The following is a 24350-nucleotide window of genomic DNA, read 5'->3' on the forward strand; positions in this document are numbered from 1 at the left end:
ACCCCTGCGTAAAGAGACGGCGACGAGGCGGCAATTGTTATGATTGTCATGCCAACGCATCAGGCCCATCGCCCATGCGGGTGAGACTACCTGATGTCTTCGGCTTTATACACACTCTGCCGGTTGCGGGCTTCAACGCTGGTTCAAGCCCGGCCGGGTTCTTATAATGCGCTCTTCAATGGATTGCCTCGCTCTTCGCGGCCCGACCGCCACCCGTTCACCATGGATATCACCCTTTCATGAAGCTTCTCAGACGCCTGTTGACCTCGGCCTTGTGGTTCATCCTGTCCCTGGGCGCGGCCACCCTGCTGGCCGTGATCGGCGCCGCCCTGTACTTCGCCCCGGGCCTGCCCGACGTTCATCAGCTGCAGGGCTATGAGCTGCAGACCCCGCTGCGCATCGTCACCCGCGACGACAAGCTGATCGGCGAGTTCGGCGAGGAGCGCCGTACCCCGGTCGACTACGATGCGATTCCCCATGACATGGTGCAGGCCTTCCTGGCCGCCGAGGATGCGCATTTCTTCGAGCACCCCGGGGTCGATCCCAAGGGCCTCGCTCGCGCCGCGATCGAGCTGGTCGCCCACGGCGGCAACATCCAGTCCGGTGGCAGCACCATCACCATGCAGGTCGCACGCAACTACCTGCTGACGCTGGACCGCACCTTCACCCGCAAGATCCGCGAGATCCTGCTGTCGCTGCAGATGGAGCAGATCCTCTCCAAGGACCAGATCTTCGAGCTCTACGTCAACAAGATCTATCTGGGCAACCGCGCCTACGGCATCGCCGCGGCCGCCGAGACCTACTACGACAAGTCACTGGACGAACTGACCCTGGCCGAGAAGGCGATGATCGCCGGGCTGCCCAAGGCCCCCTCGGCGCTCAACCCGCTGGCCAACCCGGAGCGCTCACTGATCCGGCGCAACTGGATCCTCTATCGCATGCGCGAGCTGGGCTTCATCGACCAGGCCGCCTACCAGAAGGCCGTCAAGGAGCCGCTGAGCGCCCACCAGCACACCACCCAGGCCGAGGTCGAGGCGCCCTACGTGGCAGAGATGGCCCGTCAGTTCGCCGTCAATCGCTTCGGCGACGACGCCTACACCGGCGGCTACCGGATCACCACCACCCTCGACAGCCAATTGCAGGGCGACGCCCGTCAGGCGTTGATCCAGGGCCTGCTCGAATACGACCGTCGCCACGGCTGGCGCGGTGCCGAACAGACGGAAATTCCGCCGAGCCTGGTCGAGGCCCAGGACCAGACCCAGAAGGAAGGTCTCGAGGAGGAGCTGTCCGAGTCCCCCGAGGTCATCGAGACCGCCCGCCAGGCGGCCCAGAGCAGCCAGGCCGAGGTCGAGGGCGTCGACGGCGACGTCAGCAACTGGCTCAAGGTCCTGCAGCGCACGCCGGTGCTTGGCCCCCTGCAGCCGGCCATCGTCATCGACAGCGAAGGGCGCCGGATGCGCGTGCTGACCAAGGATGCCAAGGTCGTGACCCTCGACTGGGACGGCCTGAAATGGGCCCGCGAATACCACAGTCCCCAGTGGCGCGGCGAGGTGCCCAAGAACGCCCAGGCGATCGCCCAGCGCGGCTCTCTGGTGCGGATCATGAAGGACGGCGACGACAACGGCTGGCGACTGGCGCAGCAGCCCGGCGCCGAGGCGGCGATCGTCGTGCTCGACCCGCAGACCGGCGCCATTCGTGCCCTGCAGGGCGGTTTCAGCTTCGCCGCCAGCAAGTTCAACCGCGCCGTGCAGGCACAGCGCCAGGTGGGCTCGAACTTCAAGCCCTTCGTCTATCTCGCCGCCCTCGAGAAGGGCGACATGACGGCCGCCACCGTGGTCAACGACGCCCCGGTGGTCATGGCCGACGTCGGCGGTGACTGGCGCCCGGAGAACGCCGAAGGCGAGTTCAAGGGCCCGACCCGGCTGCGCGTGGGGCTGTATCAGTCGCGCAACCTGGTGACCATCCGCATCCTGCAGTCGCTGGGCCTGGAAAACGCCCTGACCTTCCTGGAGAACTTCGGCTTCGACAAGAGTCGACTGCCCCAGGGCCTGTCACTGGCCCTGGGCAGTGCCTCGCTGACCCCGCTCGAGGTCGCCAACGCCTATGCGATTCTCGCCAACGGCGGTTTCAAGGTCTCGCCCTGGTACATCCAGCGCGTCGACAAGAACGATCAGGAGCAGCCGATCCTCGAGAACACCCCGCAGGTCGCCTGCCGCGATTGCGCCGAGGGCGTCAGCGAGACGCAGATCGACGGCAAGACCTACCCGGTCGCCCCGCGAGTGGTCGACGCCGATGCGCTCTACATCCTGCGCGACATCATGCGCGACGTGATCGAACGAGGCACCGGTCGCGGCGCCCTCGACCTCAACCGCAGCGACATCGTCGGCAAGACCGGCACCACCAACGATCAGCGCGACGCCTGGTTCTCGGGCTTCAACATGCACCTGGTGACGACCGTCTGGGTCGGCAAGGACGACAACTCGAGTACCGGCGAGTATGGCGCCCAGGCTGCCCTGCCGATCTGGAAGATGTTCATGCGTCCGGCGCTCGAGGGCACGCCGGAAACCTTGCCGGAGCGTCCGGACGACATCGTCACCGCGCGTATCGACCCGGATACCGGCCGACGCCTGCACGACGACCAGCCCGGCGGTATCCAGGAAATATTCCGCAAGGACCATCTGCCCGACTACGAACCGCGGCGCATCGACCAGCAGCTGGAGAACAGCAGCGGCTCGCAGGGCACGGGGACTTACGAAGCGATCTTTTGAAGGGTGAGCCGGGCCCGACCCGGCTCGTCCGTGACGTCCGGCGCCGGGGCCGTCCGTACCCCGGCATCGCCCGACGTCGTTCGCCATCAGACATTCACAGGAGCCCGACATGTCGCGGCTGACATGGCCTCGTACGGCCTCGCGCCGATGCGCCGCCCTGGCGCTGCTGGGACTGACGCTGAGTCCGCCGTCGCCGGCGCAGGACTCGCTGTTCTATGCGCCGCCCCAGCCCGGTGACGATGCCCCCGAGTTCAGTGGCCAGGCGGAACTGGGATACACCCATCTGGCCGGCAACACCGACAGCGAAACCTTGATCGCCAAGGGAAGACTGACCTGGATCACCGACGACAAGTGGACCCACACGCTGCGCGGCGAGACCCGCCAGGTCAAGGAGGACGACTCGGCCAGTGCCGAGCAGTACCTGGTCGCCGGGCGCGAGCGCTACGAGCTCGAGGGGCCGCACTACCTGTTCGGTTTCACGCGCTGGGAAAAGGACCGCTTCAGCGGCTACGACTACCAGTTCACCACCATCATCGGTTACGGCCGCCAGCTCCTCGCGGGGCCGACGCATACCCTGTCGCTCGAGGCCGGCCCCGGCTACCGTCACGACGAGCTGGAAAGCGGCAGCGACGACGATCTGGCGGTGGGCTACGGCGCGCTCGACTACCAGTGGCAGTTCAACGAGGGATCGAGTTTCGAACAGGAGCTCTCCGTCGAAGGCACCGACACCAACGTCACCACCCGCTCGTTCTCGGCGATCACCGCCCAACTCAATGCCCACCTGGCGCTGCGCCTGTCCCACGAGATCAAGAACAACTCCAACCCCCCGGAAGGCACCGAGTCCGACACCGACCTGACCACCGCCGCCTCGCTGCTCTATCGCTGGTAGTCCGCCGAGCGGCCCCCGAAACGCACCCAGCCGGCACGCGGCCGGCTGGGTGCATGACGCAAAGACAGCAACGGCTCAGCCGCCGTAGACCTCGTCGACGCTGGTGAGCGGATAGTGGGACGGATAGGAGCGCCGCGCCACGCCGGAATCGATCGCCGCCTGGGCCACCGCCGAGGAGACCTCGCCGAGCAACCGGGGATCCAGCGGCGTGGGGATGATGTAACCGCGCCCGAACGTCAACGACTCGACCTCATAGGCGTCGAGCACCACCTGCGGCACCGGTTCGCGGGCCAGGTCCTTGATGGCATGGACCGCGGCGACCTTCATGGCCTCGTTGATGCAGGTCGCACGCACGTCCAGCGCTCCGCGGAAGATGAACGGGAAGCCCAGCACATTGTTGACCTGGTTGGGGAAGTCGGAACGCCCGGTGGCCATGATCACGTCGTCACGGGTCTCGCGGGCGACGTCAGGATGAATCTCCGGGTCGGGATTGGAGCAGGCGAAGACCACCGGGCTCTCGGCCATCCGGCTCAGTTGCTCCGGCGAGAGCAGATTGGGGCCGGACAGCCCCACGAAGACATCGGCCCCCTCGATCGCCTCGTCGAGGGTCCGCAGCGGCGTCTCGGTGGCGAACATCGCCTTGTACTGGTTGAGATCGTCGCGCCCGCTGTGAATCACCCCCTTGCGGTCGAGCATGAAGATGTTCTCGGCCCGCGCCCCGCAGGACACCAGCAGCTTCATGCAGGCGATCGCCGCCGAACCCGCGCCCAGACAGACGATGCGCGCCTCCTCGATCGGCTTGCCGGCGATGGCCAGCGCGTTGAGCATGCCCGCTGCGGTGACGATCGCGGTGCCGTGCTGGTCGTCGTGAAAGACCGGAATGTTGCACTGCTCGACCAGCGCGCGCTCGATCTCGAAGCACTCCGGCGCCTTGATGTCCTCGAGGTTGATGCCGCCCCAGGTATCGGCGATGCGCGCCACGGTGTCGATGAACGCCTGCGGGCTCTCGGCATTGACCTCGATGTCCACCGAATTGATGCCGGCGAAACGCTTGAACAGCACGCCCTTGCCTTCCATGACCGGCTTGCTGGCCAGCGGCCCCAGATTGCCCAGGCCGAGGATCGCGCTGCCATCGGAGATCACCGCCACCAGGTTGCCCTTGCCGGTGTAGAGATAGGCATTCTCGGGGTCCCTGGCGATCTCGCGGCACGGCTCCGCCACACCCGGACTGTAGGCCAGCGCGAGATGCTTGGCCGACTCGGTCGGCTTGGTGATCTCGATGGACAGCTTGCCGGGAATGGGTTGGGAATGATAATCCAGTGCCGCTTGTTTCTTGGCGTCGCTCATGCTCGGTATCCGGTCGATCGTGAGGGATGTTCCGGCAAGAATATAGAAAAAAATCCGGCCTCACAACTTGCGCCAAGTCTTTGTCAAAAAAGGATTTTATCCGGCAGTTTGAAAACGTTTCCAGTTATTCGAAAGGCATTATGGCTGCGCCTTCTTGCATAATACAAAGCTTATCGTGAGCGGATTTTTGACGACCGTTTCGCGCTGCAATGCACAAGAAACGCCCCTTGTCCTGCCAAAAAAACGGCCCCCGATCGGGAGCCTCATCGATGCTTTTCACCCGCTATCACAGGCTCTCACCGGGCTGGTCGCGATTGCCGCGCTCGAGACGCTCGATGGCCTCGCCGCCACGGCTCGCCAGGGCATCCAGACGGTCGATCTGCTCGTCGAGCCGGGGCAGCGCCTCGCGACGATAACGGGCGACATCGTCGAGCGCGGCCATCACCTCGCTGAACGCTTCCTCCAGGGTCTCGCGATCCAGCGTCGCCTCGGCGGCGCGATTCTGGATCTCCACGCCCTGGCTACGCAGTGCCTTGGCGGTGCCCTTGATCATCGCCGAGGTCGAGCTGTTGAGCGCCTCGACCCGGTCCAGCACCAGACGCTGGTTGGCCAGCGCCATGGCCACGGTGACCGCCACGTTGAGCGCGGCGACGGTGACGTTGATCGCCCGGTCGACCCCGCGCATCAGCTCGCGGTTGTTGCGGATCACTACCTCGAGCGCCAGCACGCCCTGCTGGCTCACCGCCTGCTGCTGCTGGAGATCGACGATCCGCTGACGCAGCGGAAAGAGCAGCTCCTCCTCGATGAAGGCGCGCTGGGCATCCGCCTCGGGGAGCCCGACGATCCGCCGTTCCAGCCGTTCGTCGATCAGCCGTCCCAGCGCGACCTGCCGCGCCAGCCGATCGAGGGTGTCGCGCAGCGAGGCCTGATCGTCGGCCAGGGTCAGGTTGTCGCGACGCAACATGTCGCGACCGGACTCCAGGTCGTGAATGATCGCATCGAGCGCCTGCTGGGCGTTCTCGAACTTCTGGAAGTAACGCTGCAGCCGGCTGCCCACGCCCGGCAGTCGTGCCAGGATGCGATCCAGCCCGCCGTTTTCCAGCGACTGGTGCTGCGGATCGAGCGCGCTCATGCGCTCGCGCAGCTGCATCAGCGACTTGGCCACCGGCCCGCCCTCGTCGCCCTGGTGGGCGAGCCGGCGCAACGGCGTCTTGAGCATCTCGCTCTGGCGCGCCGATTCACGCTGCAGGTCGAGGCCCATCTCGTCGACCGTCTGACGCGGGTCTGCCGCGCCGTTCCGGCCGGCGAACAGCGCCTCGACGAAGGCATCGGCCTGCGCGGCCAGATCGTCGTCGCTCGCGGCGTCGCCGTCGTGCGCGGAATCGAGCCGTTCGGCGATCTCTTCCACCGGCGGTAGCGCCAGCGGGCGCTCGGAAGAATGGCGGTCTTCGGTCATCGGCGGCTCCTTCCCATGCGGATCCAAGAGGGCGCTTGCAACACAGTCGAACGCAGGCAAGCCAGGGCGACATTGAACGGAAAGGCGCATTGGACTCGCACTCGAGTCTACGACAGCGTCAACGCGCCTTTTACGTCGGCCTCACCCGAGCGATTTCAACGCCGTCGTGGCGGGTGCAGAGCCCGCGGCCGGCCCGCTCAGGGAGTCCGGCTGTATCGCCCCGCCCCATCGACGAAACGGCGCAGCTCGGCCAGCGCCTGATCGGCGGCGACCGAGGCCTGCGGACGATGCGTCTCGACCCGCGTCAGGGCCACCGCGGCATCGTCGAGGGCGGTCAGCGCGGATTCGTTGCGCGCCGAGAGTTCACGCAGGTGGCGCTCGGTCTGCTCGACGAGTTCCAGGCGTCGCTTCAGCGCCAGGCGCTCGGCCACCGACAACGACTCGCCCTCGCGCGCCAGGCGGCGCTTGACGAAATCGCTGTCGACTTCGGCGACGCCGCGCGCCTGAGTGGCCATGGTATTGAGCGTGTCGACCGCGCCCAGACAGACCTCGCCAACCAGCGAGTGGGCACGCTGGAAGGCCAGCTCTTCCGGGGAAAATCGCGCCCCCAGCACCGCCATCACGTGGTGATAGCGACTGTAGAGACGGTCCGCCTGGACCGCGATGTCCTCCCGGGCGGCGTCCATCAACTGGCGCTTGGCATCGGCGATCGCCAGCACCAGGTCGTCGGCATCGGCGGGCGGATGCGCGGGATCGAGGGTCAGCGCGCCCTTCTCACGGGCCTCGCGGGCCTGCTCGGCGCGGCGACCCGCGGCCTGACGGGCGGCCTGGCGCCGCGCCCGGCGCCGCGCCAGCCAGCCCCGGAAGCCCCGCTCCAGCGGCAGTTCCACGGCGATCGCCGCCAGCCCGGCCAGCCAGCCGCCCAGCGACGGGCCGAAGCCGCCCCACAGCGAGGTCAGCCACAGCACGAAAGCCACGAACGGCACCAGCAGCCAGTAGCGAATGATCACCTGCAGGCGGTTGGGATGAGGCTCGGCCAACGCCAGGCGCGGATTCACCATGCCGATCAGAAACCAGGGCAGACAGGTGACGAACAGCCCATAGGCCAGTCCTTGCAAGAATCCCAGCATGCGACACGGACCCGCCGATCAAGGAAGGAAACCCGATTGTAGAGTAAGGCCGGCCTGGCGATAAACCCCGTCACCACGGGCGTCATTCCACGCGCGACCACCACTGCGGCAACAACCGCGCCACATCGGAGCGGGTGAACCGGTCGTCGATCAGATGCACCACGCCGCGGTCCTCGGCCGTGCGGATCACCCGACCGGCGGCCTGCACCACCTTCTGCAAGCCGGGATAGAGGTAGGCGTAATCGTAGCCCTGGCCGAACAGCCCCTCCAGCCGCCGGCGCAACTGTTCGGTGACCGGGTTGACCTGGGGCAGCCCCAGGGTGGCGACGAAGGCGCCGATCAGCCGCGTGCCGGGCAGATCGACGCCCTCGCCGAACACCCCGCCCAGCACGGCAAAACCGACCCCCCGGCCGTCTTCGACGAAGCGATCGAGAAACGCCTGGCGGGCGGCCTCGTCCATGCGCCGCTGCTGGCACCACACGGGGATGTCGGGGTGCTGCTCGGCGAAACGCGCGGCGACCTGCTCCAGATAGGCGTAACTGCTGAAGAAGGCCAGATAGTTGCCCGGCCGCGCCCGGTACTGCTCGGCCATCAGCGCGCTGATCGGCGCCAGCGAGGCCGGCCGGTCGGCGTAGCGCGTCGAGATGTGTCGCGCGCGATGCACCGCGAGCTGAGTCGCCGAGAACGGTGACGGCGACTCCCGCCACGGCGTCTGCGCCGGCAGGCCGAGCAGGTCGCGATAGTAGCCGGCCGGACTCAGCGTCGCCGAGAACAGCACCGTGGCGTGTGCCGTGGCGAAGCGCTCGGCGAGAAACGGCGCCGGCGAGACGTTGCGACAGCACAACCGCGAGAGCCGGCTGCCGCGCCGCCCGTCGCGCAGCGACAGGTCGAACAGCGAATGATCGCCGAACGACTCGCTCAACCGCGACAGGTGCAGGGCATCCAGGTGAAAGCGCTGCAGATCGGCGTCGCTCTCCGCCGGCTGGGTCTCGGGAGGGCGCTCGGCGTAATACTCGCCGATTGCCGCCGTGCAGCGCTGCAGCGCGGCGAGCCACTTCGTCGGCGGCTCGGCCAGCACGCGATAGTCCGCGGCGTCGCCAGCGCCGGGCGTGTCGCCGAGTTCCTCGTGCAGGGTTCGCCACTGGCGGTCGAGCGCGTCGAGCGGTCGGCGCAACTCGGTGGGCACCCGGCGCTTGAGCGCCTTCAGTGCGCCCCGGTCGAGCTCGCCGCTGTACATGCCGCGCCCGCGGTCGACCAGGTTGTGCGCCTCGTCGACGAGCAGCGCCACGCGCCACTCCTGATCGCGGGTCAGCGCGTAGAGCATGGCATGCAGGTCGAAGAAGTAGTTGTAGTCGCCGACGACCACGTCGCACCAGCGGGCCATCTCCTGGCCCAGGTAATAGGGGCAGATTCCGTGCGTCGAGGCCACCTCGCGCAGCGCGGCCCGATCCAGCCGGCCGCGAGCCACCGCCGCGTCGCGCGCCGCCGGCAGGCGATCGTAGAAGCCGCTGGCCAACGGGCAGGACTCGCCGTGACAGGCCTTGTCGGGGTGCTCGCAGGCCTTGTCGCGGGCAGTGAGTTCGAGCACCCGCAGTGCCATCACGTCGGCCTCGTCTGCCTCACCGCCTAGTGTCGCCAGGGCGTCCAGCGCCAGCCGCCGACCGGGGGTCTTGGCGGCGAGGAAGAACAGCCGGTCGAGGCGCTGGCGCGGCAACGCCTTGAGCATCGGAAACAGCGTGCCCAGGGTCTTGCCGATGCCGGTGGGCGCCTGAAGCAGCAGGCCACTGCCGGTCCCCGCCGCCTTGTAGACGCTTTCGGCGAGGTCGCGCTGGCCGGGGCGAAAGTCGGCATGCGGAAAGACGAGCGCCTCGAGGAGCGCGTCGCGCCGCCGGCGGTGGGCCAGTTCCTGCTCGGCCCAGGCCATGAAGCGCTGACACTGGGTCTCGAAGAAGCCCCACAGCGTCTCGGCGTCGACGGTCTCGCACAGCCGCGTCTCGCGCTGGGTGGCGATATCGAAATAGACCAGTGCCAGGGTCAGCGATTCCAGCCCCCGCTCGCTGCACAGCAGCGCGCCGTAGACCTTGACCTGCGCCCAGTGCAACTGTCGGTGATTGTCGGGCATCCGGGTCAGGTCGCCACGGTGGGTCTTGATCTCCTCGAGCTGGTTTGTCGCCGGGTCGTAACCGTCCGCCCGACCGCGCACCTCGAGGGCCCCATGGACGCCGACGAGCGGTACCTCGCGCTCGTAGCCGGCGCCGCGGCGAGCCGTCACCGTGGCATGCCCGGCGATACCCTCCTGGGCGCTCGGCGAGGGCGTGAAGCGCCGGTCGAGATCGCCGCCACGGGCGGTGAACTCGCACAAGGCCCGCACCGCCACACGGTAGTTCATGCCTCGCCCGCCTCGGCCCAGCGCACGTGACACACCGCCACCGGCATCTCATGGCGATGGAAGAAGTCCAGCCAGCGCCGCTGGTTGTCCTGCAGCCGATCGCCCGGCCCCTTGACCTCGATCATCCGATAGCGGCCCGCATCGGGCCACAACTGGATCAGGTCCGGCAACCCGGCGCGATTGGCGGTGACGTCGTCGAGCAGCCGCTCGAAGCACAGCCGCAGGTGTGCCGGCGGCAGGCAGGTCAGCGCCTGCTTGAGCAGGGTGTCATCGAGTACCGCCCAATCGACGAAGGGCGAGAGCCGGCCCGCCTTGTCGCGATGATGACGACGGATCGTCTGCCGATAGGTGCCGTCGTCGAGCCGGGCCAGGCAGGCGTCGAACAGCGCCGCCCGACGCTCTCTGAAGTCCGCGCGGCCGAGATCGGCGGGGCCGCTCTGGAAGGGGTGGAAGAAGGCCCCGGGCAACGGCGCGAATATCGCCTCCCAGCAGAGCAGGCCGAACAGTCCGCCGATCAGGGTGTTCTCGACATAATGCACCGGCCCCTCGGGGGTGGCGAGGTGACGCCGCACGGCGAACTCGACCCGGCCCGGCCCCGCCGGCAGCGTCAGGTCGAGGCGCTCCACCGGCGATGAGGCCGAGGCCGGCAGGCGGGCCAGGCCCAGCCGGCGATGCAGCCGCGGCAGGACGCGGCGTACCTGCTGGCGTTCGGCCTCGCTCTCGGGCGCCTCATGGATCCCGCGGGCCAGGGCCAGCGCCGCCTCGAAGCGTTCGAGCCGCTCGAGCATGCGCAGCCGCCGCCCGCGTGCGCCGGGATGGGCGGACTCGGCATAAAGGGTCTCGGCCACGGTCAGTTCATGGCGACGCTCGGCCTGTTGGGCGAGGCGATAGAGCAGCCGGGCGCGGCGCGCCTCGAGCCAGGGGTTGGCCAGCGCCGCGTCCGGTACGTCGGCGCGGATCTCACTGGGCGCCTCCTCGGCATCGAGCCGCTCGCGGCAGCGCTGCAGGTGCAGGTAGGTGTCGATCTCGTCACGCTGCTGGAAGGCCCGCGAGGCCGGCGAGAAGTCCACCGGCTCGTAGCGGGCCACGCCCAGATCGGCGAGCACGAACTCCGACCAGTCCTGGCGCAGATTACCGAAGAACATCAACCGCAACCGCTCGCCCAGGGCCTCGACATGCAGCGCGTAGACCGGTTCGTCATCCAGCCCCCACTCAGGGGGCGTGCGCGGCTCGGCGAACGCCTCGCCGAGTGCCGCGAGCCAGGCATCCTTGCGCGCCTGACGCAGGCCGAGCGCGGTGAGCCGCTCGCCGAACAGACGCGCGAGCTCGGCCTTGGTCAGGAGCCCGAACAGCGCTTCGAGCGACAACGGCGGACCCGCCTCGACGAAGCCCCGCTCGATCAGCGGCGCGGCGGCGCCGGGCGTGTCGCCGATCTCCGCATAGCGCAACCGTGAGGCCCGGAACAGCGCCCCCTTGCGCATCGTCATGCGCACCAGCAGCGCCTGCGACGCCTCGGGCAGCGCGGCGAAACCCTCGATGAAGGCGCGCTCGTCGTCCGCGAGCAGATCGGCATAGCGCGTCTCGAGCCAACGCAGCACGAAACGGAAGTTGTGCAGGTAATAGAGTGGGTCGTCGAGCGTGGGGCGGGCCATGGATCACCCGGAGGGTACTGGATGGGCATCCATGGTACAGAGCGCGCGGGCCGGCGACAATCGCCGGCCCGCCTGGTGCCTGAAAAGGCCTTCGTTCAGGGCTGCAGATCGGGGTTCAGGGTATAGGTGCCGGTGACCGTGGCCTGGCCGAGGATATGCCCCTGCATGGCGCCCAGCGCCTCGTCGCCGGTGAACTCGCCCTTGAGATCCAGCGCCTCGACGTCCAGCGCATAGACGGTGAAGCGATAACGGTGGATCAACTCGTCGTTCCATGGCGGGCAGGGTCCATCGTAGCCCCCGTAGGTGCCTTCCATGTCCGGGTCGCCGGCGAGGAAGCCGGTGAAACTGTTGACCCCTTCCAGTCCCAGCGAACTCTTGCCGGGCGGCTTGCCCCGGGGCGTGACGCCGTTGGCGGCCTCGCCCTCGTCGATGCGATGGGTGCCGGCGGGCACGTTGACCAGCACCCAGTGGTAGAAGTCCACCCGCGACAGGCTCTCGGGAAGGGTCTTGCCCTCCTGATTGGCATCGGTCGCGTCGCCGGGCACGTCGGGGTCGCAGACGACCACCGCAAAGCTCTGGGTGCCCTGGGGAATCTCCGTCCAGTGGAGTGCCGGATTGTGGTTGGGCCCCAGCGTCATCGGCTCCCCGTCGCCGGGCACGCCGAAGGCGAATGTCCGGGGGATCGGCTGTCCTTCCTCGATACCCTTGACGGTCAGTTTCATCATCACCTCCATGGATCGATGGATAATCACGTATCAGCCTAGCGTAGCCGTCGGGATGTGGGCCAGGTTTCCCGGCCGCGACGGTGGTACGCTCGCGGTTCCGCTGCCGAGAAAGCGCACCCGCCATGAACGTCACAGACCTGCTCGCCCAGACCGCCAGCCAAGCCTGGCATCAAAGCCTGGCCCGGTTGATCCGCGATGCCTCGGGCAGCGGCTTTCCCGCCCTGCTGGAACACAGTCTGCGTGAGCACATCGGCTTCGACTCGATCCTGATCAACACCTACAAGGGGCACCACCGGCCACTGCTGATCCACGACGACTACCCGCCGGAGCGTCGCGAGCAGGACATCGAGCGATACCTGAGCGAGGCCTACCTGCTCGATCCCATCTTCACCGCCGTGCGTCGCGGCCTCGACGGCGGCGCGCACCGCCTGCGCGAACTCGCCCCGGACCGTTTCGAGGCCAGCGACTATTACCACCGCTATTATCGCGCGCTGGGCCTGGGCGACGAGGTGGGGCTGTTCGCCCGGGTCGCCGAGGACGTGGTGATGGTGGTGTCGCTGGGTTTTCGCCACGACGCCACGCCCCTGACCCGGCGCGGCCTGCTGGCATTGCGCCACATCGCCCCGGTCGTCGAGACGTTGCTCGGCGAGTACTGGCACTGGCAGGCCGGCCAGTTCCAGGAACGACTGGACGCCCAGGCACCGGTGGAGGCCGCCTTCGCCAGCTTCGGCCAGGGCCAGCTCACCGCCCGCGAGCAGGAGATCGTCCGGCTGCTGCTGGCCGGTCACTCGACCAAGTCGGCGGCCCGCGAACTGGGTATCAGCGACGGCACCGTCAAGGTCCACCGCAAGCACCTCTACCAGCGCCTCGACGTCTCGAGCCAGTCGCAGCTGTTCCGGCTGTTCCTCGATCACGTGGCACTGGTGTCGCGACGTCAGCAGAATTAGCAAAGCTATTGCTATCTGCTCGCCATGAATGGGGAGATACCGGAATGGAAGGGAGTACGTTCCAACCATGGCAAAGGACGCCCGCTTCTCCCATCATCTCATCTATGGGAGCGTGAAAATGAGTTCTAAATGGACATTCCCCACCAGCGGCTAGTTTACTTTCAGGTGACGATCGAAGCGGGTTCCGTTCGCCAAGCCGCAGCGCGCCTGAATATTGCACCGTCTGCCGTTAGTCGTCAGCTTGCGCTGATCGAGACCGCTCTTGGCGCGCCTCTACTGGAGCGCTCGCGCAATGGGGTGGTGCCGACGGCAGTCGGAGAGATGCTGCTGGAATACTGCCGCAAACGCTCGGCGCTCGACGACACATTCAGTGAAGAGCTCGACGCCTACCAGCGCCTGGAAACCGGCCACCTGTCGCTGACCGTGGGTGAAGGCTTCGTCGGGGACCTGCTCGATACGCCCCTACGGACCTTTACCGAACGATATCGTGGGGTACGTCTCGATGTGAATACGGGGAGCACCAGCGAGATCATTGAAGCGGTTGTCGAGGACGAGGCGCATATCGGACTGATGTATCACGAACGCGTCCATCCTCAATTGCGTTTCTGGCATTCCAGCCGTCAGCCGCTCATGGCGCTGATGTCGCCGATGCATCCCCTGGCCAGCGCCGAGGAAGAATTATCACTCTCCGCGCTCAGTGATCATCCTTTGGCCTTGTGGCGCACCGGGCATGGAGTCCGGCAACTGGTCGACGACGGTTTTCGAGAGGCGGGCCTGCGGCCGCATGTCGTCATGCAGACCAATTCGCTTTCCGTGCTTCTGCATGCGGCCCGTTCCGAGCTGACGCTCACGCTATTACCTGCCTTCGCAGCGGCGCGTGAACTGGAGGACAGTCTGCTCGTCGCCCGGGACGTGGATTGCGAGCGCTTTCGGCAAGCCCATGCCCATATCATCACGCGGATCGGGCGACGCATGCCCAGGGCGGGTCTGCAGTTGCTGCGCCACCTGGAGCGCTGGATGCGCGCTTTCAAGTCACGCGCCGGCACCGCTAGCGACCCGGCCGCCCCTCGCTAGCCGGCACGGCCTGACGCCGGGCGTATCCGGCGACAAGCTCCGGTCCATCAGCCGACGCCGTTGCCGTAACCCATAGCCACGCTGGCAGAGGTCGCTGTCTCCACCCACACGCTCTGGGCCACGGTATACTCCCTGAGACCTTCGATCCCACTGGAGCGTCCGAAGCCACTGTCACCAAAGCCACCGAACGGCGACATGACGTTGATGGCCTTGTAGCTGTTGATCCACACCGTGCCTGCACGCAGTTGAGCCGCCACCCGATGAGCTCGCGCAGGATCCTGGGTCCACACCGCGCCGGCCAGCCCGAAACGCGTGGCATTGGCCAGGCGCACGGCATCCTCTTCCGTATCGAACGGCATGACGACCACCACAGGGCCGAAAACCTCTTCCTGAGCGATAGCCATGGTCTCCGAGACATCGGCCAGCACGGTGGGTGCCAGGAAATAGCCCTCGGCCTCTTGCGGCAGTCCCTCCGGCCGTTTTCCCCCGCACAGCACCCGAGCGCCGTCTTGCTGTGCCTTTTCGATCATCGAGCTGACGTGCTGATACTGCCTGGCGTTCTGTAGCGGGCCCATCTGGGTAGCCTCGTCGCTGGGCAACCCCACGGTGATATCCCTCGCTGCGCGTGCCAGCCGTTCGCAGACCACCTCGAACACCTCGCGTTGTACCAGTAGACGGGATCCGGCGACACAGCTCTGCCCCGCTGCAGCAAAAATGGCCGCCTGAGCACCGGCCACGGCGTCGTCGAGTCTGGCATCCGCAAACACGATATTGGCCGATTTCCCCCCCAGTTCCAGAACACTCGGCACCAGGCGCTCGGCACCGGCCTGAGCGATGCGTCGGCCACTTTCCGGGGACCCGACAAAGACCAGCTTACTGATCCCTCGATGACCGGTCAGTACAGCGCCCGTGGTGGGCCCGATGCCGTTGACGATATTGATCAATCCCGTGGGCAACCCACTACGCTCAAGGAGCACGGCGATCACCACCGATGAGAAAGGGGTCATCTCCGAGGGCTTGAGAACGACTCCATTGCCTGCGGCAATCGCCGGCGCCAACTGCCAGGCACAGGTGAACATGGGCGCATTCCACGGTGTAATCTGGCCAACGACACCGTAGGGGACCGGGCGCACATAGTTGAGATGCGACGTTGGTACCGGTACTACCTCGCCATGCTGCTTGTCGCACCAGCCGGCGTAGTATTCAAACATCTCACGGACCTTGTTCACCTCACCGCGACAATCGCGAATGGGCTTGCCCGCCACCACGCTTTCCAGCTGTGCCAGGGTCTCCTCGTGACCGCGCAATGCCCAGGCGGCCGCTGTCATTCGTCGGCCTCGCTCACTGGCCGTCAGCAATATCCATTCCTGCTGGCCACGTGCCGCCGCTTCCACGGCACGCTCCACCAAGGTGCTACCGGCATCACGATACCGAACCAGTGGCAGCCCGGTTACCGGATTGAGCAGTTCGATATATTCACCTTGACCCGGCAGCAACTCGCCGGCCACCCAGTTACTCAATGGCAGCTCAGCCTGCATGTCCAACGTGATCAGCAGTTCAGTGAGACGTTCAACGGCCTGGTTATTGAGGGGATTCATTTCTCCATCTCCTGGCTTGAGGGGGAGCTACCCGCTTGAGCGAGCTCCAAGATCGCGTCGGCGATCCGGTTGAAGTCGGCGCTATCGGGCAAGCCATCCTCCTCGGCATGCCAACGCTCAACGACCCCTTTCAGAAGCTCCAAAGACAGCCCCATGTCGCTGGCGGCATCGCGTGCCAGGCGAAGATCCTTGCGCATCAGCCCGGTGGTGAAACCAGAATCAAAGGCCTCGGAAAGAATCCACTTGGGGAAATTGACTTCACTCACGGCGCTACGCCCGGAGCCACTATTCAACCCCGCCAGGCAGGCCTGCGGTTCCACTCCGGCCCGCTTGGCCAACGCGACGGCTTCGGCCGTAGTCAATAGATGCGCAGCACAGAGATAATTGTTGGCCAGCTTGACGACATGCCCACTTCCTGCAGCTCCTACATGGGTGTAGCGAGCCGACAGCGCCTTGAGCACTGGCTCGACGCGCGCTATGGTCGAGGCTTCCCCTCCCAGCAGCATGCCGAGGCTCCCCGAGGCAGCACCCGCGGCCCCCCCGCTTACCGGGGCATCGAGCCACTCATGGCCGGCTTCGAGCACCTTTTGGGCCAACTCGCGGGTCACCGCCGGATCGCTGGTCGAGGTATCGATAATCACACTGCCCTTCGGCGCTCGCTGTAGAAGCCCCGGCGAGGACTCGATCACGTCCCTGACATGCGCCGACGTGGGCAGTGACAACAGATAGACATCGGCGACTGGCAACGCCTCCATGTCAAGCACCGATAAGCCCCGCGAGGCCATGCTCTCTCGTGTGGTTTCGGCGATATCCATGCCCTCGACCGTGAACCCGGCTGTCTGCAGGGTCAGCGCCATATTGCCACCCATGTGTCCCAAGCCGATCACTACAATCTTCATGACAACTCCTGGTTTGTGCTTGTCTGTTTAGGGCCTCCAACGCCGGCGTACAGGCAAAGGGGCACTGGGCCATGTCCTGAAAGACATGGCGATATACCGGTTGAAGGGGAGTAGAAGTGGTCTGTTCCGGTCAGACCCCGCCAAGAAGCGTCCTGACCAAGGCGGTCCAGTACGCTGCACCAATCGGCGTCAACGCATCGTTGAAGTCGTAATGCGGGCTGTGCAGCGCCGCACTGCCCTGGCCGTTCCCCAGCCAGATGTAGGCGCCAGGCCGCTTTTGCAACATGAAAGCGAAGTCTTCCGATGCCATGGAGGGCGGCAGGTCACGGTATACCTGCCGGATGTCCGGCATCGCGTCCAGCACGTCGGCACAGCGATTGGCGTGTTCAGGTGTGTTGAAGGTCGCCGGGTAACGCGACTGGTAGTCGACACTCGCGTCCAGTCCGTGGAAGGAGGCCATGGCCTCAATTGCCTGGCGAAAACGGGTCTCGAGGTAATCCCGCAAATCCGCGTCGAAACAGCGCACAGTGCCACACAGCTCTACCGCTTCGGGCATGACATTGAAGGCATCCCCGGCATGGAACTGGGTCACGCTCATGACGGCGGTCTGATGTGCCGGTGTCTCTCGGCTGATGATGCCCTGGAGTTGGTTGACCAGTTGGCAGGCCGCCAGCACAACATCCGTGCCCAGATGAGGCATGGCGGCATGGCACCCGTTACCCGAGAGCTTCACGTTGAACACATCGAACGCCGCCATGACTGCGGTATCGTGAACAGCGGCTTCCCCCACCGCCATCCCCGGCCAGTTATGCACCCCGTAGACCGCCTCCATCGGGAAGCGCTCGAAGAGCCCTTCCTCGACCATGAGACGTCCACCGCCCTCATTCTCTTCTGCCGGCTGGAAGATGAAATAGACCCGACCGGCGAAATCGGGATTCTCAGCCAGCCCACAGGCTGCCCCCAGCAGCATGGTGGTGTGACCATCATGGCCACAGGCGTGCATCTTTCCCGGTTTCCGGGACGCATGTGCAAAGGTGTTGGCTTCGGTCACGTCCAGCGCGTCGATATCGGCTCGGAGCCCGATGGCCCGGTCGCCACCACGACGACCATCGATCCAAGCCACGATGCCTGTGCCACCGCCCAGCCCGGTGATCTTTTCGATTCCCAGGCTCTCGAGAATATCGGCAATCCGCGCGCTGGTGTGATGCTCCTCGAAGGCGGTTTCCGGCTGGCGATGAAATTCATGACGCCATTCGCGCAGCCTGTCTGGGTTAATCATCGACATGGCATTTTCCCTGATTGCAGTCCTGTCCATTTAAAGCAGCGCCTGGGCCACGACGGCCGATCCGAGGAAGGTGCCGGTGAATACCAGTAGCGAGACAATGATCAGCTTCCAGCCGACCTGCCGAAACATGGTGAATTCACGCGGGGAAAGCGCCAGACCCGCATAAGCCAGCACCGGTGTCACGATGGCAAGGAAATTGACGGCCTGGAGTTGTGCGACGATCCAGGCATTACCCGGGAACCAAGGCAAGGTTACGGCAATGCTGACCAAGGACACCCAGGCGACGCCTGGCAGATAAAACGGGGCGAAGCGAGTAATGACCAGACCCAGCATGGTCATGACATACAGGATCAGCATGCCCGGCAACGCCTCCCCAAGAGAGCCACCATTGATGGTATTGCTGATCCAGGCAACTGCACAGACCACCGCCATGACGATGGCGGTCTGGCCAAGATGACGCTCGGGACGTTCCTCTTCACTGACCGTGGCTGCGAAATCCGGCGCCTCGGTAACCTTGGCGCCCACGGAATGGACCACTCGGCGCCCTGAGCACCATTTGAAGATACGCTCGGCCAACGGCAAGGCAATGAACAGCGAGATATACAGCCCGGTGGCATAGGTCAGCAGGTTACTCGCCCCCGCAAAAGCCAGCAGCTCTTCACGCAGCGCCGGCAAGGCCCCGGCAATCGCTCCCGAGCAGGCCGCCACCATGCTGCCACTACCGACGCCGCAGGCCATCGCCAGTGCACGCGGGTCAAAGATATCCAGGGTGGTCAGGTAACCCGCCATCAGCGCGAACCACAACGTCCCGAACATGGTTCCCACGACATAGACACCCATGACCCCGACGCCTTCGGGCCCCTTGAGTCCGTACTTGTCGGAGATGATGGCGATATTGGGCTCACGCGCGATGGAATAGGTCGCGCCAATGGCTTCCCTGCCCATTTTCAAGACGAGCACGGCAAACGGCATGGCCAGCAGCATGGTGCCGAGATTGCCCAGTTCCTGCAGGATCAGGGCCGGTCCAGCATTGATGATCTGTTCGATGGCCGGCCCGATCGTCGAGCCGAAGCGCGCGATGAACGGCATGATCGATAGCAGGATGATGGGAGCCGCTGCTTCGCTCAGCTTCACCGGCACTAGACGGGACATGGCCGAGAAGAGATGGGGATTGAGCAAAAGCCCAATGATGAAGGCATAGAACAGTGGCAGCAGCAGCAGGGTGCCGGGCCCGAGGGGGATCTTGATGATCCCGATGGCTTCTGAGATCAGGGCTGCAACAGCCACGATGCCGTGCAAGCGCCAGTCGAGGAGCATGGAGAGTTTCATGTAGGTGTCCTGTTGTTGTAATTACGGCCACGACAGCTCAAGGCCTGGATAGGCAGAACCATCACCGACCCTCCGAGTATTGAAGGAGGGAGTGTTCTAATAAAAGAAAATTTGCGTTCTATTGTTTAGCTCTCAGCTAGCAGCTTCACAGCCCATTTCGCAGTCGGTGTCGTCACACGGAGTGGAGCGCTCATGTCCCCGCCACGCAGATGGCCTTGATACTCACGCAACTGCTGCCGATACACATCGTCGCTCCACCGTAGAGCCGGCCCGCTGGCCCCGGCCACAAAAAACCGGCCCATCGGGGCCGGCAAGCGACATGGCAGGGCATGACGATACGGTGTTGACTCAGGGCACCAGCGACAGCCACACCGTCTTGAGCTCGGAATACTCCTCCAGCGAGTGATGCGACTTGTCGCGGCCGTTGCCCGACTGCTTGACGCCGCCGAACGGCACCGTCTGATCCATCCCCGCCCAGTTGTTGACGAACACCTGCCCCGACTCGAGGCGCCGCGACACCCGCATGATGCGGTCGATGTCCTGGCTCCAGACCCCGGCCGCCAGGCCGTACTCGCTGTCGTTGGCCAGCCGCACGGCCTCTTCCTCGCTGTCGAAGCCGAACACCGCCAGCACCGGGCCGAAGATCTCCTCGCGGCCGATCGCCATCTGCGGAGTGACGCCGTCGAACACCGTCGGCGCGATGAACAGCCCCGGCCCCTCGGCGGCCGGGTCGCTGCCGGTACGCAGGGTCGCGCCCTCCTCGACGCCGCGGCGGATGTAGTCGCGCACCCGCTCATACTGGGTGCGGTCGACCATGGCGCCCATGAAGCTCGCCGGGTCGAGCGGGTCGCCGGGCTGCATGCTCTCGGCGGCGGCGAGCAGCTTGTCGACGACGGCCTCGCGGATCGAATTCTCGACCAGCAGMCGGGAGCCGGCGATGCACACCTCGCCCTGGTTGTGGAAGATCGCCTCGGCGGCGTGACGGGCCACGGCGTCGAGGTCCTTGCAGTCGGCGAAGACCAGATTGGGACTCTTGCCGCCGCACTCSAGATACACCCGCTTCAGRTTCGACTGGCCGGCGTACTGCATCAGTTGCTTGCCCACCGCGGTGGAGCCGGTGAAGGCCAGGCAGTCGACGTCCATGGACAGCGCCAGGGCCTTGCCCACGGTGTGGCCGAAGCCGGGCAGCACCTGGAAGACGCCCCGCGGCAGGCCGGCCTCCTTGGCCAGCTGGGCGAGGCGCAACGCGGAGAGCGGCGACTTCTCGGAGGGCTTGAGGATCACGCTGTTGCCGGCGGCCAGCGCCGGGGCGATCTTCCAGGCGGTCATCATCAGCGGGAAGTTCCACGGCACGATCGAGGCGACCACCCCGAGCGGCTCGCGCAGGACCAGGCCGAGGGCGTCCTCGCCGGTGGGCGCGACCTCGCCGTAGAGCTTGTCGATCGACTCGGCGTGGTGGCGCAGGCAGCCGATGGCGCCGGCCATGTCACCCAGCGAGCTGGCGATCGGCTTGCCCATGTCGAGGGTGTCGAGCAGCGCCAGTTCGTTCTTGTGCTGCTCCATCAGCGCGGCCAGGCGCAGCAGCACCGCCTTGCGCTCACCCGGGGCGCGCCGCGACCAGCCACCCTCGGCGAAGGCACGCCGCGCATGGGCCACCGCCACCTCGGCGTCGGCGGCGTCACAACTGGCCACCTCGGCGAGGGTCTCGCCGGTGGCCGGGTTGACGGTGGCGAAGGTCTCGCCGCTCACCGCCGCGACGAAGGCGTCGTCGACGAAGGCGCGGGTCTCGAAGGTCAGGTCGCCGGCCAGGCGCTGCCAGTCGGCGTGGGTCAGTTCGTTACTCATCGGTCGTTTCTCCCGCTCGGGAATCTGTCTGCTTTCACCCGTTACCCAGCGATAACGGGCGCCGGGGGCAAACCGAAGCGAGGGTCTTTTGCCAAGGAGGGCAAAAGTAGCGCCCAGGGACGGGTTTACAGCGCCCTCGCGAAGGCTTGCCGACGGACAGGCCTAGTGAAAGGGCGCCTTAACTCGCTACACCGGCGCGTTGCAGAATGGCGTCGGCCAGTACCTGACAGCCCCGGCCGCAGTGCTCGGGAGTGGCGTACTCGGCCTCGTTGTGACTGATGCCGTCGCGGCAGGGCACGAAGATCATCGCCGTGGGCGCGACACGCGAGACGTAGACCGAGTCGTGGCCGGCGCCGCTGAGCATGCGCCGGTACGCGAAGCCGCGCTCGCGGGTCGCCGTCTCGACGGCCTCGACGCAGTCGGCATCGAAATGGACCACCGGCGACTTCCAGAGGCGCTCATGGCCGACGGCCACCCCGAAGCTCTCGCCGCAGGCCGCCAGCTCCTGCACGAAGCGCTGCTCGAGGGCGTCGAGTTCGGTCTCGTCGACATGGCGCAGGTCGACGGTCAGATGCACCTCGCCGGGAATCACGTTGCGCGAACTCTGGGGGATCTCGAGGCAGCCACAGGTCACCCGGGTGTGGCCGCTGGCGTCGTTCAGGGCATGGCTCTGCAGGCGGTCGATCAGCCGCGCGGCGGCGGCCAGGGCGTCGTGACGCAGGGCCATCGGCGTGGGCCCGGCGTGAGCGGCCTGCCCCATGAAGGTGACATCGTACCAGCGCATGCCCTGCACGCCGGCGACCACGCCGATGCTCTCGTTCGCCGCCTCGAGCACCGGGCCCTGCTCGATGTGCAACTCGAAGAAGCTATCGAGACGCGGCTGGCCCACCGGCATGTCGCCGGCGAAGCCGCTCGCTTCCAGCGCCTCGCCGAAGGTCACGCCGTCACGGTCGGTACGGGCCAGGGTCGATTCGACGCTGAACTCGCCGGCGTAGGTCCCCGAGGCGACCATCGCCGGCGCGAAGCGGCTGCCCTCCTCGTTGGTCCACACCACCAGCTCCAGCGGCCGCTGGGTGACGATGCCGCGCTCGTCGAGGGCGCGGAACACCTCGAGCCCGGCCAGCACGCCGAGGATGCCGTCGAAGCGCCCACCCTTGGGCTGGGTGTCGAGATGGCTGCCGATGGCGACGGGATCGAGATCGGCACGGCGCCCCTCACGGCGGATGAACAGGTTGCCGACCCGGTCGACGCGCCAGCGGCAACCCAGCGCCTCGCACCAGTCGAGCAGTTTCCGGCGCCCGGCGGCGTCTTCGTCGGTCAGCGCCAGCCGACAATTGCCGCCGTTCTCGGTGGGGCCGATCTCGGCCATGGCCATCAGCGACTCCCAGAGTCGCTGGGTATCGATGGCGACTCGCATCATGTCGTCCTCGCGTTGTTGTTGGCGTGTCCATCGACGATAGGCGGGGGCGAGGATCCCCGATATACCCCAATCGGGATATGTCGCCGGCCTGATGGAAGTCGCTAGTCTCGCGGGTGATCCGGCTGTGACATCAGCCCATCACCGACAACAAGAGGCCCCGCCATGAGCAATACCCTCGATAGCGCCAGCGCCCGCGAGCTGTGGCAGAAGGACAAGGACCATTTCATTCACCCCTTCACCGACTTCAGCGTGTTCAAGGAGCAGGGGTGTGACCTGATCACCGAAAGCGAGGGCATCCACGTCCAGGACGCCCACGGCAATCGCTTCATCGACGGTATCGCCGGGCTATGGTGCGTCAACGTCGGCCACGGCCGGGCCGAGATCGGCGAAGCAATGGCCGAGCAAGCCACCCGCATGGCCTACTTCTCGACCTTCAACAACCTTTCCAACGCGCCGGCGGCGGAACTGGCCGCCAAGCTCGCCGAGCTGGCGCCCGCGCACCTCAACCACGTCTTCTACAGCTGCGGCGGCTCGGCGGCCAACGACGCCACCATCCGCCTGGTGCACTACTACTTCAACCGCCTCGGCAAGCCGACCAAGAAGCGCATCCTGTCGCGCAACAACGCCTACCATGGCACCACCTACATGGCCGCCACCCTGACCGGCATCGCCAGCAACAACTGGGACTTCGACACCCTCGACCACCTGGTCACGCATCTCAGCGAGGCCAACTGCTACCGCCGCCCCGAGGGGATGAGCGAAGCCGAGTACTGCGATCATCTGGTCCAGGAGTTCGAGGATACCGTCGCCGAGATCGGTGCCGACAACATCGCCGCCTTCATCGCCGAGCCGATCATGGGCGCCGGCGGCGTCCTGGTCGCACCGCGCGGTTACCATGCGCGCATGCAGGCGGTGTGCCGGGCCAACGACATCCTCTACATCGCCGACGAGGTGGTCACCGGCTTCGGCCGCCTGGGCCACTTCTTCGCTTCCGAGACGGTATTCGAGACCCAGCCCGACATCATCAACTGCGCCAAGGGGCTGTCGTCGGGCTATGCGCCGCTGGGCGCGACGCTGATCTCCGACGACCTCTACGCGGTGCTGTCCACCCCGCAGGGCCCGGGCGGCGTGCTGAGCACCGGCTTCACCTACTCCGGCCACCCGGTGAGCTGCGCGGCGGCACTCAAGAACATCGAGATCATCGAACGCGAGGCGATCTGCGAGAATGTCCGCGCGGTGGGCCCCTATCTCGAGGAGCGTCTGAAATCGCTGTCGCACCATGCCACGGTGGGCGACGTGCGCGGCAGCCATTTCATGATGTGTCTCGAGAACGTCGCCGACAAGACGACCAAGGCGCTGCTGCCGGTCGAGGCACGGGTCGGCGACCGGGTGGCCTTCGAAGCCCAGAAACGCGGCCTGATCATTCGTCCGGTAGGCCATCTCAACATCGTTTCGCCGCCGTTGACCTGGAGCCGCGAGGTGGTCGACGAGGTGGTGGCGATCCTCGACGCGGCGCTGGCCGCGACGACCGAGACCCTCCAGGCCGACGGCTACCTGTAATCCCGCCGGGCCCCACGGGCCCGGCCGGTTCCGCTCT

At 66.1% G+C, this 24350-nt stretch carries 17 protein-coding genes; 5 read left to right on the top strand and 12 right to left on the bottom strand.

The window, feature by feature from the left end:
* The first annotated feature begins 239 nt into the window (after positions 1–239).
* Together D0901_RS13465 and D0901_RS13470 are read left to right on the top strand one after the other, a co-directional pair.
* On the top strand, positions 240–2768 hold the full coding sequence (locus D0901_RS13465; protein ID WP_129140821.1) for a penicillin-binding protein 1A: 2529 nt from the start codon (positions 240–242) through the stop codon (positions 2766–2768).
* Positions 2769–2877: 109 nt separating this feature from the next.
* Positions 2878–3657: a DUF481 domain-containing protein gene (locus D0901_RS13470; RefSeq protein WP_129140822.1), complete on the top strand. Its 780-nt coding sequence runs from the start codon at positions 2878–2880 to the stop codon at positions 3655–3657.
* A gap of 75 nt (positions 3658–3732) precedes the next feature.
* On the opposite strand, the gene D0901_RS13475 is transcribed toward D0901_RS13470, so the two are convergent.
* The 6 genes from D0901_RS13475 to D0901_RS13500 all read right to left on the bottom strand — a co-directional run bounded on the left by D0901_RS13475 (position 3733) and on the right by D0901_RS13500 (position 12353).
* Positions 3733–5004, bottom strand: a complete 1272-nt coding sequence (locus D0901_RS13475) for a malic enzyme-like NAD(P)-binding protein (protein ID WP_129140823.1) — start codon at positions 5002–5004, stop codon at positions 3733–3735.
* A gap of 286 nt (positions 5005–5290) precedes the next feature.
* Positions 5291–6460 carry a toxic anion resistance protein gene (locus D0901_RS13480; RefSeq protein WP_129140824.1) on the bottom strand — a complete coding sequence of 390 codons (1170 nt, stop codon included), beginning with the start codon at positions 6458–6460 and terminating at the stop codon, positions 5291–5293.
* A 197-nt stretch (positions 6461–6657) separates the two neighbouring features.
* Complete coding sequence (locus D0901_RS13485; RefSeq protein ID WP_129140825.1) at positions 6658–7590, bottom strand: cobyrinic acid a,c-diamide synthase; 933 nt, start codon at positions 7588–7590, stop codon at positions 6658–6660.
* An 82-nt stretch (positions 7591–7672) separates the two neighbouring features.
* Positions 7673–9979: an ATP-dependent DNA helicase gene (locus tag D0901_RS13490; RefSeq protein WP_129140826.1), complete on the bottom strand. Its 2307-nt coding sequence runs from the start codon at positions 9977–9979 to the stop codon at positions 7673–7675.
* The gene (locus D0901_RS13495) at positions 9976–11631 is read right to left on the bottom strand and encodes a VRR-NUC domain-containing protein (RefSeq protein WP_129140827.1); all 1656 of its coding nucleotides are present in this window, start codon (positions 11629–11631) and stop codon (positions 9976–9978) included. The genes D0901_RS13490 and D0901_RS13495 overlap by 4 nt, the downstream gene beginning before the upstream one ends.
* A gap of 95 nt (positions 11632–11726) precedes the next feature.
* Entirely contained in the window at positions 11727–12353 is a 627-nt protein-coding gene (locus D0901_RS13500) for a YbhB/YbcL family Raf kinase inhibitor-like protein (RefSeq protein WP_129140828.1), read from the bottom strand.
* 125 nt (positions 12354–12478) lie between these two features.
* Between D0901_RS13500 and D0901_RS13505 the strand changes: the two genes are divergently transcribed.
* The gene (locus D0901_RS13505; RefSeq protein ID WP_129140829.1) at positions 12479–13303 is read left to right on the top strand and encodes a helix-turn-helix transcriptional regulator; all 825 of its coding nucleotides are present in this window, start codon (positions 12479–12481) and stop codon (positions 13301–13303) included.
* A 129-nt stretch (positions 13304–13432) separates the two neighbouring features.
* Positions 13433–14377 (top strand): LysR family transcriptional regulator, encoded by a 945-nt coding sequence (locus tag D0901_RS13510; RefSeq protein WP_129140830.1) that lies wholly within the window; start codon positions 13433–13435, stop codon positions 14375–14377.
* A 47-nt stretch (positions 14378–14424) separates the two neighbouring features.
* Here the strand turns inward: D0901_RS13510 and D0901_RS13515 are convergent, their stop codons facing one another.
* The 6 genes from D0901_RS13515 to D0901_RS13540 form a co-directional block, all read right to left on the bottom strand.
* Positions 14425–15975, bottom strand: a complete 1551-nt coding sequence (locus D0901_RS13515; protein WP_129140831.1) for an aldehyde dehydrogenase family protein — start codon at positions 15973–15975, stop codon at positions 14425–14427.
* Positions 15972–16874 (bottom strand): NAD(P)-dependent oxidoreductase, encoded by a 903-nt coding sequence (locus D0901_RS13520; protein ID WP_129140832.1) that lies wholly within the window; start codon positions 16872–16874, stop codon positions 15972–15974. Before D0901_RS13520 ends, D0901_RS13515 begins: the two co-directional genes overlap by 4 nt.
* 130 nt (positions 16875–17004) lie before the next feature.
* Positions 17005–18159, bottom strand: coding sequence for a M20 aminoacylase family protein (locus D0901_RS13525; RefSeq protein WP_129140833.1), 1155 nt, complete (start codon positions 18157–18159; stop codon positions 17005–17007).
* 30 nt (positions 18160–18189) lie between these two features.
* Positions 18190–19488: a DUF3100 domain-containing protein gene (locus tag D0901_RS13530; RefSeq protein WP_129140834.1), complete on the bottom strand. Its 1299-nt coding sequence runs from the start codon at positions 19486–19488 to the stop codon at positions 18190–18192.
* A 348-nt stretch (positions 19489–19836) separates the two neighbouring features.
* Positions 19837–21333 (bottom strand): aldehyde dehydrogenase, encoded by a 1497-nt coding sequence (locus D0901_RS13535; RefSeq protein ID WP_129140835.1) that lies wholly within the window; start codon positions 21331–21333, stop codon positions 19837–19839.
* A 178-nt stretch (positions 21334–21511) separates the two neighbouring features.
* Positions 21512–22750: a M20 family metallo-hydrolase gene (locus D0901_RS13540; protein WP_129140856.1), complete on the bottom strand. Its 1239-nt coding sequence runs from the start codon at positions 22748–22750 to the stop codon at positions 21512–21514.
* A gap of 165 nt (positions 22751–22915) precedes the next feature.
* On the opposite strand from D0901_RS13540, the gene D0901_RS13545 reads away from it, so the two are divergent.
* Complete coding sequence (locus D0901_RS13545) at positions 22916–24313, top strand: aminotransferase (RefSeq protein WP_129140836.1); 1398 nt, start codon at positions 22916–22918, stop codon at positions 24311–24313.
* The last annotated feature ends 37 nt before the right edge of the window (positions 24314–24350 follow it).

Origin of the sequence: Modicisalibacter coralii, assembly GCF_004117855.1 — a bacterium.
GTDB lineage: Bacteria > Pseudomonadota > Gammaproteobacteria > Pseudomonadales > Halomonadaceae > Modicisalibacter > Modicisalibacter coralii.

Bases quoted from the DNA above. Each gene is read 5' to 3' on its own strand.
- D0901_RS13515 (WP_129140831.1), bottom strand. From the start codon at position 15,975: ATGAATCCCCTCAATAACCAGGCCGTTGAACGTCTCACTGAACTGCTG.
- D0901_RS13545 (WP_129140836.1), top strand. From the start codon at position 22,916: ATGAGCAATACCCTCGATAGCGCCAGCGCCCGCGAGCTGTGGCAGAAG.
- D0901_RS13495 (WP_129140827.1), bottom strand. From the start codon at position 11,631: ATGGCCCGCCCCACGCTCGACGACCCACTCTATTACCTGCACAACTTC.
- D0901_RS13520 (WP_129140832.1), bottom strand. From the start codon at position 16,874: ATGAAGATTGTAGTGATCGGCTTGGGACACATGGGTGGCAATATGGCG.
- D0901_RS13490 (WP_129140826.1), bottom strand. From the start codon at position 9,979: ATGAACTACCGTGTGGCGGTGCGGGCCTTGTGCGAGTTCACCGCCCGT.
- D0901_RS13465 (WP_129140821.1), top strand. From the start codon at position 240: ATGAAGCTTCTCAGACGCCTGTTGACCTCGGCCTTGTGGTTCATCCTG.
- D0901_RS13540 (WP_129140856.1), bottom strand. From the start codon at position 22,750: ATGCGAGTCGCCATCGATACCCAGCGACTCTGGGAGTCGCTGATGGCC.
- D0901_RS13530 (WP_129140834.1), bottom strand. From the start codon at position 19,488: ATGAAACTCTCCATGCTCCTCGACTGGCGCTTGCACGGCATCGTGGCT.
- D0901_RS13505 (WP_129140829.1), top strand. From the start codon at position 12,479: ATGAACGTCACAGACCTGCTCGCCCAGACCGCCAGCCAAGCCTGGCAT.
- D0901_RS13480 (WP_129140824.1), bottom strand. From the start codon at position 6,460: ATGACCGAAGACCGCCATTCTTCCGAGCGCCCGCTGGCGCTACCGCCG.
- D0901_RS13500 (WP_129140828.1), bottom strand. From the start codon at position 12,353: ATGAAACTGACCGTCAAGGGTATCGAGGAAGGACAGCCGATCCCCCGG.
- D0901_RS13470 (WP_129140822.1), top strand. From the start codon at position 2,878: ATGTCGCGGCTGACATGGCCTCGTACGGCCTCGCGCCGATGCGCCGCC.
- D0901_RS13475 (WP_129140823.1), bottom strand. From the start codon at position 5,004: ATGAGCGACGCCAAGAAACAAGCGGCACTGGATTATCATTCCCAACCC.
- D0901_RS13510 (WP_129140830.1), top strand. From the start codon at position 13,433: ATGGACATTCCCCACCAGCGGCTAGTTTACTTTCAGGTGACGATCGAA.
- D0901_RS13485 (WP_129140825.1), bottom strand. From the start codon at position 7,590: ATGCTGGGATTCTTGCAAGGACTGGCCTATGGGCTGTTCGTCACCTGT.
- D0901_RS13525 (WP_129140833.1), bottom strand. From the start codon at position 18,159: ATGTCGATGATTAACCCAGACAGGCTGCGCGAATGGCGTCATGAATTT.